Here is a 12,865-nt window from a genome sequence, read left to right on the forward strand (position 1 = left end):
CCTCAAAAGCCCCCGATACCACGATGGGGCGCGGATCACATGGATCCGCGCCCCATCGTCGTAGGTATCTACTTACTGATCGCGGTACATCTCGGCCACCAGGAACGCCAGGTCGAGCGACTGGCTGCGGTTGAGGCGCGGGTCGCAGGCCGTCTCGTAGCGCTGGTGCAGGTCGTCGACGAAGATCTCGTCGCCGCCGCCCACGCACTCGGTGACGTCGTCACCGGTGAGCTCGACGTGGATGCCGCCCGGGTGGGTGCCGAGGCCCTTGTGGACCTCGAAGAAGCCCTTGACCTCGTCGAGCACGTCGTCGAAACGGCGCGTCTTGTGGCCGGAGGCGGCCTCGAAGGTGTTGCCGTGCATCGGGTCGGTGACCCACGCGACGACCGCACCCGACGCGGTGACCTTCTCGACCAGCTCGGGGAGCTTGTCGCGGACCTTGTCGGCGCCCATGCGGACGATGAAGGTCAGCCGGCCCGGCTCGCGGTCCGGGTCCAGGCGGTCGATGTACGTCAGCGCCTCGTCCACCGTGGTGGTCGGGCCCAGCTTGATGCCCAGCGGGTTGGCGATCTGCGAGCAGAACTCGATGTGCGCGTGGTCCAGCTGACGGGTGCGCTCACCGACCCAGACCATGTGGCCGGAGGTGTCGTACAGCTTGCCGGTGCGCGAGTCCGTACGGGTCAGGGCGCCCTCGTAGTCGAGCAGCAGCGCCTCGTGGGAGGCGTAGAACTCGACCGCCTTGAACTCGGCCGGGTCGGTGCCGCACGCCTTCATGAAGTTCAGCGCGTTGTCGATCTCGCGGGCGAGCGCCTCGTAGCGCTGGCCCGAGGGGGACGACTTCACGAAGTCCTGGTTCCAGGCGTGCACCTGGCGCAGGTCGGCGTAACCACCGGTGGTGAAGGCGCGCACCAGGTTGAGCGTCGACGCGGAGGCGTTGTACATCCGCTTCAGGCGCTCGGGGTCCGGGATGCGGGACTTCTCGTCGAAGTCGAAGCCGTTGACCGAGTCGCCCCGGTACGTCGGCAGGGTCACGCCGTCACGGGTCTCGGTGCCCTTGGAGCGGGGCTTCGAGTACTGGCCGGCGATGCGGCCGACCTTCACCACGGGCACGGAGGCCGCGTAGGTGAGGACGGCGCTCATCTGGAGCAGCGTCTTGAGCTTGGCCCTGATGTGGTCGGCGGACACGGCGTCGAAGGCCTCGGCGCAGTCGCCGCCCTGGAGCAGGAACGCCTCGCCACGGGCGACGGCTCCCATCCGGGCACGCAGCTGGTCGCACTCGCCGGCGAAGACGAGCGGAGGATACGACTCGAGGTCCGCGATCACATCGCGCAGAGCCTCGGCATCGGGGTACTCGGGCTGCTGCGCCGCGGGCAGGTCTCGCCAGGTCGCCTTGGCGACGGCGTGGGAATCAGCGTTCACGGTCACGCGCACCACATTACGGGGTTCTTCGTCCGCTCCTGTCCCCCTGACCAGTGACTGAGACGCGCGCCCGAAATGTCACCCGGTGCCGTTCACGCCTTCGAGTGGTGTTACCCTCTGGCCCGTTTCACAAGAACACAGTCGAACCACAGGGGTGGGCGTGACCCAGAGGCACCGCAGGGACCGCAAGAAGAAACGACTCTTGTACGGAGCGGCGGCCGCCGTCGTCGCCACCGCCACGATCGGCACCATCGCGGTCGCCTCCCCGGGCCTCCTCGGCGCGGCCGGCGACTCGTCCGGAGGTGACCCTTCCCTCCAGGCACAGTTCGCAAACGCGGCGCGCGAGTTCGACGTACCGCAGAGCGTGCTGATGGCGGTGTCGTACCAGCAGACCCGCTGGGAGTCGCACGACGGCGAGCCGAGCACGACCGGCGCGTACAACGTCATGGGTCTGACGAAGGTCGACCCGGAGGACGTGGACCGCAAGGTCACCGACGAGCAGATCGACCACTTCAACGGCAGTGGCAAGCCGGAGATCGAGAAGACCTTCGACCGCGAGAAGGTCCGGCGCGTCCTGGAGAAGGCGCTCGTCGACACCGACGACCCGAAGCTCCACACGCTGGACAAGGCCGCCGAGCTGATCGACAGCTCCACCGAGGCCGTCCAGAACGACACCGCCGCCTCCATCCGCGCCGGTGCCGCCCTGCTCGCCGACTACCAGAAGCAGGCGGGCGCCGAACTGTCGGAGGAGCCGGGCGACTGGTACCCGGCCGTGGCGCGCTACGGCCAGTCCTCCGACCGGAAGGGCGCCGACCTCTTCGCGAAGCGCGTCTTCGAGTCGATCAAGACGGGCGAGCGGGAACTCACTCTCGACGGAGAGCAGGTCGCTCTGCCGGCCGACCCTTCGGTCGAGCCGGTCAAGCCGGCGAACGTTCCGCTGGCGGCCAGCTTCGCGAGCACGACGGAGACCACGCTCCCCGAGTGCCCGCCCAACCTCTGCGACGTCAAGCTGAGCGTCCCCAACTCCGCGGGGCGGAAGAACTACACCGCGGGTGACCGCCCCAACCAGGGCGTGGACATCCGCCAGATCGTCATCCACGACACCGAGGGCGGCTACGACGGCTCGCTCAAGGTGCTCACCGACCCGACGGGGCCGGGCAGCGCCCACTACCTGGTCCGCGCCTCGGACGGTCTGGTCACCCAGATGCTCGAGAACAAGAACCTGGCGTGGCACGCGGGCAACTGGACCCACAACATGCACGCGATCGGCGTGGAGCACGAGGGCTACGCGATCAAGGAGGGCAGCTGGTACACGGAGCCCCAGTACCGCTCCTCCGCGGCGCTGGTGAAGTACCTCGCGACCACGTACGGCGTGCCGATCGACCGTGAGCACATCATCGGCCACGACGAGGTGGCACTCCAGACGGACGGCAACGTCGCCAACCTCCACTGGGACGCCGGCCCGTACTGGGACTGGAACTACTACATGTCGCTGCTGGGTGCTCCCCAGGGCGACAAGGGCCCGGGCGGTCTGCTCCAGGCCGGCCAGGTCGTCCGCGTGGTGCCGCCCTTCACCACGGCGAACCAGCCGAAGCTGACCACCGGTGGCACGGCCGTCCCGGCGCGTCCCTCCAACTTCGGCTACCTGTACACGTCGCCCTCGACGAGCGCGACGACGCTGAAGGACCCGTACTACACCTCGGGCTGGACCGAGGGCTCGAACTACGGCAACAAGGTCCGCGCCGGCGGTACGTACGTCGTCGCCGAGGCCACGGACGACTGGACGGCCATCTGGTACGCGGGCGTCAAGGCCTGGTTCCAGAACCCGGGCGGCCAGTACACCGTCCCGGTGGCCGGCGCCACGACCGTGAAGCTCAAGGCGGGGCTCGCCTCGACCAAGGTCTTCGGCCGCTCCTTCCCGGAGACCGCCGCCTACACCGCGGCCGGTCTGGGCGCGCCGGGCGACGAGAACGACCCGCTGTCGAAGTTCACGTTCGCCTCCGGCCAGGCCTATGTGAAGGCCGGTCCGGCGGTGAAGGGCGACGACTGGTTCGGCTCCGCGCAGAAGAACGTCGTCGGCACCACGCTGTTCGTGCCGATCCGCTTCCACCACAAGATCACCTGGGTGAAGCAGAGCGACATCGTGGAGGCGCCGGCCACCGCGCCCGTCTCCGCCACCAACCGCTACAACCTCCTCGCCCGTGACACCTCGGGTGCCCTCTGGCAGTACCAGGGCACCGGGAAGGCCTCCGCGCCGTTCCTGGCGCGGTACAAGGTGGGGACGGGGTGGAACGCGTACAACCTGGTGACGCCGCTGACGGCGCTGCGGGCTGACGGTACGGGTGATGTGATCGCCCGGGAGCCGAGCGGGGCGCTGTGGTACTACCCGGCCAGTGGGAACCCGTCGCAGCCGTTCAAGACGCGGGTGAAGGCGGGCACCGGGTGGGGTGTGTTCAACCAGATCATCGGTGTGCGGGACCAGACCGGCGACGGGATGCCCGACGTGATCGGTCGGGAGAGCTCGGGCGTGCTGTGGCTGTACCCGGGCACCGGGAACCCGAACTCGCCGCTGGGGCCGCGCCTGAAGGTGGGTACGGGCTGGCAGACGTACAACAGCATCGTCAGCACGGGTGACCTCACGGGTGACGGCAAGCCCGACGTCATGGGCCGCGACACGACGGGCGCGCTGTACCTCTACAACGGCACCGGCGTGGCGTCCAAGCCGTTCGGGCCCCGGCTCAAGATAGGCACCGGCTGGCAGACGTACAACACGATCCTCGGCCCGAGCGACCTGAACAAGGACGGCCGTCCGGACGTCATCGCCCGGGACGGATCGGGTGCGCTGTGGCTGTACGCCAACAACGGCAACCCGAAGGCGCCGTTCCCGCCGCGTCTGCAGGTCGGCAGTGGCTGGCAGATCTACAACCTGATCTTCTGATAGGTCAGTCGCTTCTGATCGGTCAGTCGGCACACGGCCACGGCCTCCGGGGCCCGGCCCGCACCGTCCACGGTGCGGACCGGGCCCCGTTCCGTGCCCGGCTGGGTTACAGTGCTCGCATGTTCGCGCCTCAGATCCAGAACTGGTGGTGGACCGCTCATCCGGCGGCCCACTGACTGCGCGTACACCGAACGCACACAGGCCGCCCCGAGGGGCGGCCTTTCTCGTACCCGGGCCGTTCCTCTCCGCACTCCACCGGAAGGAACGACGCACCCCATGGACCTCTCCCGCCTCCTCGACGACGACTGCCCTCCCTTCGCCCTGCTGCGCAGGCGCACCCCGGGCCGCGACCACGACACCGTCGAGGTGCTGCTCGGCCCCGTCCACGAGGCCGAGCGCCTCGCGGACCTGCCGGTGGGACCGCTGCCGACGCTCGCGCTCGTGCCCTTCCGGCAGATCCGGGAGCGGGGCTTCGACGTGCGGGACGACGGCACCCCGCTCTCCGTGCTCGTCGCCGAGGAGTCGTACGAGCTGCCGCTCGCCGACGCCCTCGACGCGCTTCCCGCGCACGGCGTGACGGTCGAGGGCGGCCGGTTCGACGTCTCCGACGAGGAGTACGCCGGGACCGTGCGCCGGGTCATCGACGAGGAGATCGGCTCGGGCGAGGGGGCGAACTTCGTCATCCGGCGCACCTACACCGGCGAGATCCCCGGCTTCGGGCGGGCCGACGCGCTGGCCCTGTTCCGGCGGCTGCTCGCGGGCGAGCGCGGCGCGTACTGGACGTTCGTCGTGCACACCGGCGACCGGACGCTCGTCGGGGCCAGCCCCGAGGTGCACGTGCGGATGTCGGGCGGGACGGTCGTGATGAACCCGATCAGCGGCACGTACCGCTACCCGACCGGTGCCGCCCCGACCGCCGAGGGCCTGCTCGCCTTCCTCGCCGACCGCAAGGAGACCGAGGAGCTCTCCATGGTGGTCGACGAGGAGCTGAAGATGATGTGCACGGTGGGCGACATGGGCGGGGTGGTGATCGGCCCGCGACTGAAGGAGATGGCCCATCTCGCGCACACCGAGTACGAGTTGCGCGGACGGTCCTCGCTCGACGTGCGGGAGGTGCTGCGCGAGACGATGTTCGCGGCGACCGTGACCGGCTCGCCCGTGCAGAACGCCTGCCGGGTGATCGAGCGTCACGAGACCGGCGGCCGCGGCTACTACGCGGGCGCGCTCGCGCTGCTCGGCACGGACGGGAGCGGGGCGCAGACGCTCGACTCCCCCATCCTGATCCGCACCGCCGACATCGACGCGGGAGGGCGGCTGAAGGTGCCCGTCGGGGCGACCCTCGTCCGGCACTCGGACCCGGCCGGCGAGGTGGCCGAGACGCACGCCAAGGCCGCCGGAGTGCTCACCGCGCTCGGTGTGCGGGAGGGCCGGCCGGCCGGTGGTGACGCCCCGGCGCCCGTGCGGCTCGCGGACGATCCCCGGGTGCGGGCCGCGCTGGACGCGCGCCGGGCGGACCTCGCGCCGTTCTGGCTGAAGATGCAGGTCAGGTCGGCGGAGCTGGCCGGGCACGCGCTCGTGATCGACGCCGAGGACACGTTCACGGCGATGCTGGCGCACGTGCTGCGCTCCTCCGGCCTCGAGGTGTCGGTGCTCCGCTACGACGAGCCGGGGCTGCGGGAGCTGGCGCTCGCCCACGAGGGGCCCGTCGTCCTCGGCCCCGGCCCCGGGAACCCCTCGGACGCCGCCGACCCGAAGATGCGCTTCCTGCGCGCCCTGACGGCCGAGCTGGTGCGGGACCACCGCCACGGCCTGCTCGGCGTCTGCCTCGGGCACGAGCTGATCGCGGCGGAGCTGGGCCTGGAGATCGTCCGCAAGCGGACCCCGTTCCAGGGGGCGCAGCTGCGGATCGACCTCTTCGGGCAGGAGCGGACCGTCGGCTTCTACAACAGCTTCACGGCCCGCTGCGACGACCGGTCGGCGACGGAACTCGCCCTGCACCGGATCGAGGTCAGCCGTGACGAGGAGTCGGGCGAGGTGCACGCGCTGCGCGGGCCGGGCTTCGCCGGCGTCCAGTTCCACCCGGAGTCGGTGCTCACGACGGACGGCGCGGCCCTGACGGCCTCGCTCCTCGCCGGAGTGCTGGTCTAGGTGCCCTGCCGCCTGATCGGCAGGGCACTCCCTGTCGGGAAGGCACCCCCTAGGACGCCCTCGGGACCAGGACGTTCTCGCTGCGCCGCCCGGCGGTGTGGTCGAGGACGTTCCGCACCGTGGTGTCGATGATCTGGCCGACCGCGTCGACGGTGTAGTAGGCCTGGTGCGAGGTGACCAGCACGTTCGGGAAGGTGACGAGCCGGGCGAGGGTGTCGTCCTCGACGACCTCCAGGGACTTGTCGAGGAAGAAGAGCCCGGCCTCCGCCTCGTAGACGTCCAGGCCGACGCCGGCGAAGCGGCCGGCCCGGAGTTCGGCGACGAGGGCTTCGGTGTCGACGAGTCCGCCGCGGCTGGTGTTCACCAGGATCGCGTCGGCCTTCATGGACTTGAGGGCGGCGGCGTCGATGAGGTGCCGGGTGGAGGGGAGCAGCGGTACGTGGAGGCTGATGAGGTCGGCCTCGGCGAAGAGCTGCTCCTTCTCGACGTACGTCATGCCGAGCGCGGCGCAGGCGGGGTTCTCGGCGACGTCCCAGCCGAGCAGCCTCATGCCGAAGCCGTGGGCGATCCGGGTGAAGGCCTCGCCGATCTTGCCGGTTCCGAGGACGCCGACGGTGCGGCCGTGCAGGTCGCGGCCCATCAGCCCGTCGAGGCGGAAGTCGAAGTCGCGGGTGCGGATGGAGGCGCGGGTGATGCGGCGGTTGACGGCCGTCGCGAGGGTCCAGGCGAACTCGGCGACGGAGTACGGCGAGTAGTGGGAGACGCGGGCGACGGTGAGGCCGAGGCGTTCGGCGACTTCCAGGTCGATGTTGTTGAAGCCCGTGGAGCGCTGGGCGATCATCCGGGTGCCGCCGGCGGCGATGGTCTGCAGGACCCGGTGGTCGAGGCTGCAGTTGACGCTGGTGGAGACGACCTCGTAGCCGGCCGCGATGGGGGCGGTGTCCTCGGTGAGGAAGACGCCCAGGGAGCGGACGTCGTGGTGTCCCTCGAACGCCTTCTCGATGAGGGGCTCCTCGTCCGCCTGCACGCCGAATGCCAGGATCTCCACGGGTTTCCCCTTGTCGTCGCCTTGGGCCGCATATGCACGAATATCGCGAATATACGGCCCAGCGCGCCGGCCGGCCGCCTCAGGCGTCGTCGAGCCCGCGCTCGATGGCGTACCGGACGAGCTCCACCCGGTTGTGCAGCTGGAGCTTGCCGAGGGTGTTCTGGACGTGGTTCTGCACCGTCCGGTGCGAGATCACCAGGCGCTCGGCGATCTGCTTGTAGCTGAGCCCCTTGGCGACGAGCCGCAGGACCTCGGTCTCGCGCTCGGTCAGCTGCGGGGCCTTCGGCTCGTCGCCGCCGGCCGCCGGGGCGGGCTCGGAGGCGAGCCGGCGGTACTCGCCGAGGACGAGCCCGGCCAGACCGGGGGTGAAGACGGGGTCGCCGACGGCCGTGCGCCGCACGGCGTCGGTCAGCTCCTCCGTACTGGCCGACTTGAGGAGGTAGCCGGTGGCGCCGGACTTGACCGCCTCCAGGACGTCGGCGTGCTCGCCGCTCGCCGAGAGGACGAGGACGCGCAGGCCGGGGTGCGCGCCGACCAGTTCCTTGCACACCTGGACGCCCGGCTTGACCGGCAGGTTGAGGTCCAGGACGAGGACGTCGGGCGCCGCCGCCGTGGCCCGGCGTACGGCCTGCTCGCCGTCGCCCGCGGTGGCGACCACGTCGAACCCCGCCTCGGCGAGGTCGCGGGCGACCGCGTCCCGCCACATCGGATGGTCGTCGACGACCATCACCTTGATCCGGCGCTCGGCCTGCTGCTCGCTCACTTCTCCCCTGCCTTCCCCCGTGGAACCTTCAACTCGACTTCCGTGCCCTGGCCCGGTACCGAGATCAGCTCGGCCGTGCCGCCCAGATCCCGCAGCCTGCCCCGGATGGAGAGGGCGACGCCCATCCGGCCCTCGCCCTCCGCCTGGGCGAGACGGCCCTCGGGGATGCCGGGGCCGTCGTCCCTGACGGTGACGATCACTTCGTCCGGCCAGTCCTCGACCAGGATCCAGGCGCGGGCGTCGTCGCCCGCGTGCACCCGCACATTGTCCAGGGCGGCGCCGACGGCGGCGGCCAGTTCCCGGGCGGCGGGCGCCGGCAGCAGGACCGGGGCGCCGGGCTCGGAGAGGGTGACGCGGGCCCCGGCGCGCGGGGCGAGGAGCAGGCGCAGGTCGACGGGTGTGTCGTCGCCGGGCTCCTCGTCGACCTCGACGACGCGGACGACCGCCCCTTCGGACTCGTCCTCGGAGACCAGGCTGGGCCGGGCGAGCCCGCCGGCGACGAGGGTGCGGAGCGCCACCTCCTGCTCGCCGGCCATCCGGCCGAGTTCGGCGGCCTCGCCGCCGAGGGCCGTGCCGCGCCGCTGCACCATGGCGAGGACCTGGAGGACGCTGTCGTGGATGTCGCGGGCGAGCCGTTCCCGTTCCCGGGTGGCGGCCTCGATCTCCAGGGCGCGGGCGAGGGTGCGCTCGGAGGCGCGGGCGACCTCGACGACGTAGCCGATGGCGATGGAGGCCACCCAGACGAGCAGCACGTTGTGGAGGGTGTCCCGGCTGGGGTGGCCGCGCTCGACGATGTTGGCGACGGCGACCAGGGAGGAGGCGATTCCGGCCCAGCGCCAGCCGCCCTTGAGCGCGTACGCGAGGACGGAGCCGGCGGTCCATATCGACGGCAGCGTGGGGCCGTCGACGGACTGGGCCTGGGCGTCGGCGAGCGGGGTGAGGAGGATGCCGGCGAGGGCGATGGCGAGGTCGGCGACGAGGAAGCGCTTGGTGCAGCTGGCCGCGTTCGCCACCTTGGGGAGGGTGGCGAGGGTCCAGACGCACATCACGGCCAGATAGCCGACGGCGATCCAGGGCCGTTCGAAGGCGTCCCGGTCGAACGCGAACAGCAGGACCGCGTAGACCATCGTCAGCACGCGGTAGCCGGTCAGCGCCCGCCACAGCGGCTGCTCGACCGACATGCGCACGACATGCTCGCGCTTGGCCATCTCCCCCACCCCCGGAAAAACCCCTCGCGGGGAGTTACGCGCCGGACTCTTCCCGCGCGGCGATCTCGGCCTTGACGGCCTCCTTGGCCGCCTTCTCGGCGTCCGCGATCTGCCGCTTGGCGGCGGTCGCGTAGATGTCGACGTACTCCTGGCCGGACAGCTTCATGATCTCGTACATGACCTCGTCGGTCACCGAGCGGAGGATGAAGCGGTCTCCCTCCATGCCCTGGTAGCGGGTGAAGTCCAGCGGCTTGCCGATCCGGATCCCGGGGCGCATCAGCTTGGGGACGACCTTGCCGGGCGGCTGGATCTTCTCGGTGTCGATCATCGCGACCGGGATCACGGGCGCGCCGGTGGCCAGGGCCACCCGGGCGAGGCCGCCGGGCTTGCCGCGGTAGAGGCGGCCGTCGGGCGAGCGGGTGCCCTCGGGGTAGATGCCGAAGAGGCCGCCGCCCTCGATGACCTCGATGCCGGCCTTGATGGCCGCCTCGCCGGCGCCGCGGGCGCCCGAGCGGTCCACCGGGAGCTGGCCGACGCCCTTGAAGAAGGCGGCGGTGAGCTTGCCCTTCACACCGGGCGTGGTGAAGTACTCGGCCTTGGCGATGAAGGTGACCTTGCGGTCGAGGACGGCGGGCAGGAAGAAGGAGTCCGAGAACGAGAGGTGGTTGCTCGCCAGGATCGCCGGCCCGTCGGCGGGAATGTTCTCCAGACCCTCCACCCAGGGCCGGAAGGCAAGCTTCAGAGACCCTCCGAGGGAGAACTTCATTGCGCCGTAGATCAACTCGCCATGCCTTCCGTGTGCCGTCGCCACGACTTTATCCCGTACCGGCGCACGCCCCCCGCTACGGCCCTGGTCGGTGTCGGTCCGGTCGCGTAACGTGAAGGTCCTTCCCCATTTTCCGTCGCTCCGGCGCCCCCGAACACGCCGGAGTCGCAACGAACAGGAGACCCCGGTGCCGGTCCTTCCCGGAGCCGAGCCGTTCCGCCATGACGGCGGAGAGGTCGGCGTCCTTCTCTGTCACGGATTCACCGGTTCCCCGCAGTCGATGCGCCCCTGGGCCGAGTACCTGGCCGAGCGCGGGCTGACGGTGTCGGTGCCGCTGCTGCCCGGCCACGGGACCCGCTGGCAGGACATGCAGGTCACCACCTGGCACGACTGGTACGCGGAGGTGGACCGGGCGCTGCGCGAGCTCCTGGACCGGTGCACGACCGTCTTCGTCTTCGGCCTCTCCATGGGCGGGGCGCTGACCCTGCGGCTCGCCGCCCGGTACGGGGACGCGGTGAAGGGCATCGTCCTGGTCAACCCGGGGAACAAGGTGCACGGCCTGGCGGCCCACGCGCTGCCGGTGGTCCGGCACCTGGTCCCCTCGACCAAGGGCATCGCGAGCGACATCGCGAAGGAGGGCGTGGCCGAGGTCGGCTACGACCGGGTGCCGCTCCACGCGGCGCACTCCCTGCGCCAGTTCTTCAGGACCGTGGACGGGGAGCTTCCGCAGGTCACGCAGCCGGTGGTGCTGCTGCACAGCCCGCAGGACCACGTCGTGCCGCCCGTCGACTCGGCCCGGATCCTCTCCCGCATCTCCTCGACCGACGTCCGGGAGGTCCTGCTGGAACAGAGCTACCACGTCGCGACGTTGGACCATGACGCGGAGCGGATCTTCGACGAGAGCCTGGCTTTCGTCGAGCGCCTCGCGCCGGGTCTTGTCGACGGAAAGGGGAGCAGGAGCGGTGGCTGACCAGCAGGACGGCGGCGAGCGGGAGCCGCAGCCCATCGACGAGGAGGCGGCCTGGGCCGCGATCGTCGCCGGGTACGGCCAGGAGCCCGCGGACCCGCCGGGGGCGAAGCCGTTCCGGCCGATAGAGAACCTGCCGCTGCCGGAGCCCGAGGACGAGGCCGGCGACGGGCCCGACGGGGAGGTCCGGCCCGTGCGGCCGAGGCCCGTGGTCGGGGAGGGCACGCCCTGGAAGCCGCGGCCGAAGACCGGGGGGACCCCGCCGGAGGCCTCGGACGAGCCGGGGACGGCCGACGCCCCCGGGACCGACGGCGCCCCCGAGGGGGGCGGCGATCCCGAGGCCGGTGACGGCCCCGAGCGGCCCGTGCTGGGCAGCTCGATCGTCTTCGCGCCCGGGGTGCGGCCCGCCGGCCCCCGGGACTACTCGCCCGCCGAACCGGACGACGGCCCGGACGGATCCGACGAGGGCCACTTCGTCCCGCCGGAGCCGCCGCCGCTGCCCGAGACCGACGTGACGACCAGGTTCGCCTGGCTCGCCGTGGTCGGCGGCCCGGTCCTCATGCTGGTGGCCGTCCTCCTCCAGTGGGACATGACCTGGTGGCTGACGACCCTCTGCATCGGCGGCTTCCTGGGCGGTTTCGCCACCCTGGTCGGGCGCATGAAGCACGACGACGATGACGACGGGTTCGACGACCCGGGTCGCGGGGCGGTCGTCTGATCCTCCCGGCGCCGCCCTCGCACCGGTCGGCGCCGAGGCGTCTCCCGGGCTTCGGTCGGCTGCGCCGGGCTCCGTACGCCGGGGACGTGGCGCGGCCGCCGGTGCCCGCCGTTCAGTCCGCCGCGGGGACGCGGACCGCCGCGAGGACCGGCAGGTGGTCGGTGGCGGCCCGCAGGTCCGCCGGGTCGAGGTGCGGGGGGACGCCGCAGCCGAGGAACTCGACGCCGGGCGTGGCCAGGATCGCGTCGATGCGCTGGTGGGGGTCGCCGGGGGTCCACGTGTGCTCGCCGCCCCAGGGAGCGGTCTCCCAGCCGTCCTGGAGTTCCGCGGTCAGCCGGGTGAAGGCGGGGCCTCCGGGGCGTTCGTTCAGGTCGCCGGCGACGACGGTGTACGGGGTGCCCAGGGCGGCGACCCGGTCGAGGACCATGCCGGCCTGGGCGTACCGCTCGTCCTTCCGCAGGCTCAGGTGGCAGCTGATCAGCCCGACCCGGGCCCCGGCGAAGCGGACGACGGCGGTCGCCAGGCCGCGGCGGTGGAGGCCGGGGGTGAGCGGCAGCAGGACGTCCTCGGTGCGTTCGACGGTGGCGCGCAGGGAGCAGAGCAGCAGGGGTCCGGCCGCGGGGGCGCCGCCGCCGAGGACGACGAGGTCGCTCTTGGCGGCGAGCCGGGCGGCGTGCTTGCGCCAGCGGAAGAAGCGCGGGGCCTCCTGGACGAGGACGACGTCCGGGGAGCAGGCGCGGACGACCCGGGCGAGGGCGTCCTCGTCGTCGCGCAGGGAGCGGACGTTGTAGCTCAAGACCCGGATGACGGCCGAACCGTCGTCCTCGGTGCGGGAGTCGGGCAGTTCGCTGATCGCCATGTCGGGCAACATACGCCGACCGCCCGCCGGG

At 71.6% G+C, this 12,865-nt stretch carries 11 protein-coding genes; 5 read left to right on the top strand and 6 right to left on the bottom strand.

Annotated elements, in window-relative coordinates:
* Positions 1 to 72: 72 nt before the first annotated feature.
* On the bottom strand, positions 73 to 1,425 hold the full coding sequence (locus tag ACFCY7_RS29650; protein WP_376489126.1) for a class II 3-deoxy-7-phosphoheptulonate synthase: 1,353 nt from the start codon (positions 1,423 to 1,425) through the stop codon (positions 73 to 75).
* Between the two features lie 154 nt (positions 1,426 to 1,579).
* On the opposite strand from ACFCY7_RS29650, the gene ACFCY7_RS29655 reads away from it, so the two are divergent.
* The 3 genes from ACFCY7_RS29655 to ACFCY7_RS29665 all read left to right on the top strand — a co-directional run bounded on the left by ACFCY7_RS29655 (position 1,580) and on the right by ACFCY7_RS29665 (position 6,505).
* Entirely contained in the window at positions 1,580 to 4,357 is a 2,778-nt protein-coding gene (locus ACFCY7_RS29655; protein WP_376489127.1) for an N-acetylmuramoyl-L-alanine amidase, read from the top strand.
* 119 nt (positions 4,358 to 4,476) lie between these two features.
* On the top strand, positions 4,477 to 4,533 hold the full coding sequence (locus ACFCY7_RS29660) for a trp operon leader peptide (protein WP_071892416.1): 57 nt from the start codon (positions 4,477 to 4,479) through the stop codon (positions 4,531 to 4,533).
* A 100-nt stretch (positions 4,534 to 4,633) separates the two neighbouring features.
* Entirely contained in the window at positions 4,634 to 6,505 is a 1,872-nt protein-coding gene (locus ACFCY7_RS29665; RefSeq protein ID WP_376489128.1) for an anthranilate synthase family protein, read from the top strand.
* Between the two features lie 49 nt (positions 6,506 to 6,554).
* On the opposite strand, the gene ACFCY7_RS29670 is transcribed toward ACFCY7_RS29665, so the two are convergent.
* The 4 genes from ACFCY7_RS29670 to ACFCY7_RS29685 all read right to left on the bottom strand — a co-directional run bounded on the left by ACFCY7_RS29670 (position 6,555) and on the right by ACFCY7_RS29685 (position 10,290).
* Positions 6,555 to 7,553: a 2-hydroxyacid dehydrogenase gene (locus ACFCY7_RS29670; protein WP_376489129.1), complete on the bottom strand. Its 999-nt coding sequence runs from the start codon at positions 7,551 to 7,553 to the stop codon at positions 6,555 to 6,557.
* Positions 7,554 to 7,632: 79 nt separating this feature from the next.
* Positions 7,633 to 8,280 carry a response regulator gene (locus tag ACFCY7_RS29675; RefSeq protein WP_376489138.1) on the bottom strand — a complete coding sequence of 216 codons (648 nt, stop codon included), beginning with the start codon at positions 8,278 to 8,280 and terminating at the stop codon, positions 7,633 to 7,635.
* A 32-nt stretch (positions 8,281 to 8,312) separates the two neighbouring features.
* Positions 8,313 to 9,524, bottom strand: coding sequence for a MacS family sensor histidine kinase (gene macS / locus ACFCY7_RS29680; RefSeq protein WP_376489130.1), 1,212 nt, complete (start codon positions 9,522 to 9,524; stop codon positions 8,313 to 8,315).
* 34 nt (positions 9,525 to 9,558) lie between these two features.
* Positions 9,559 to 10,290, bottom strand: coding sequence for a lysophospholipid acyltransferase family protein (locus ACFCY7_RS29685; RefSeq protein ID WP_376489131.1), 732 nt, complete (start codon positions 10,288 to 10,290; stop codon positions 9,559 to 9,561).
* A 187-nt stretch (positions 10,291 to 10,477) separates the two neighbouring features.
* On the opposite strand from ACFCY7_RS29685, the gene ACFCY7_RS29690 reads away from it, so the two are divergent.
* Positions 10,478 to 11,260 (top strand): alpha/beta hydrolase, encoded by a 783-nt coding sequence (locus ACFCY7_RS29690; protein WP_376489132.1) that lies wholly within the window; start codon positions 10,478 to 10,480, stop codon positions 11,258 to 11,260.
* A complete protein-coding gene (locus ACFCY7_RS29695) occupies positions 11,253 to 11,975 on the top strand; it encodes a hypothetical protein (RefSeq protein WP_376489133.1) in 723 nt (240 codons plus the stop codon). The genes ACFCY7_RS29690 and ACFCY7_RS29695 overlap by 8 nt, the downstream gene beginning before the upstream one ends.
* 112 nt (positions 11,976 to 12,087) lie before the next feature.
* Here the strand turns inward: ACFCY7_RS29695 and ACFCY7_RS29700 are convergent, their stop codons facing one another.
* Positions 12,088 to 12,834 (bottom strand): endonuclease/exonuclease/phosphatase family protein, encoded by a 747-nt coding sequence (locus ACFCY7_RS29700; RefSeq protein ID WP_376489134.1) that lies wholly within the window; start codon positions 12,832 to 12,834, stop codon positions 12,088 to 12,090.
* Positions 12,835 to 12,865: the final 31 nt, after the last annotated feature.

Source organism: Streptomyces sp. NPDC056361 (assembly GCF_042262805.1).
Classification (GTDB): Bacteria; Actinomycetota; Actinomycetes; order Streptomycetales; family Streptomycetaceae; genus Streptomyces.

What these genes read in the sequence shown, in the direction of transcription:
- ACFCY7_RS29665 (WP_376489128.1), top strand. Translation starts at nt 4,634, where the DNA reads ATGGACCTCTCCCGCCTCCTCGACGACGACTGCCCTCCCTTCGCCCTG.
- ACFCY7_RS29685 (WP_376489131.1), bottom strand. Translation starts at nt 10,290, where the DNA reads ATGAAGTTCTCCCTCGGAGGGTCTCTGAAGCTTGCCTTCCGGCCCTGG.
- ACFCY7_RS29700 (WP_376489134.1), bottom strand. Translation starts at nt 12,834, where the DNA reads ATGGCGATCAGCGAACTGCCCGACTCCCGCACCGAGGACGACGGTTCG.
- ACFCY7_RS29675 (WP_376489138.1), bottom strand. Translation starts at nt 8,280, where the DNA reads ATGGTCGTCGACGACCATCCGATGTGGCGGGACGCGGTCGCCCGCGAC.
- macS (WP_376489130.1), bottom strand. Translation starts at nt 9,524, where the DNA reads ATGGCCAAGCGCGAGCATGTCGTGCGCATGTCGGTCGAGCAGCCGCTG.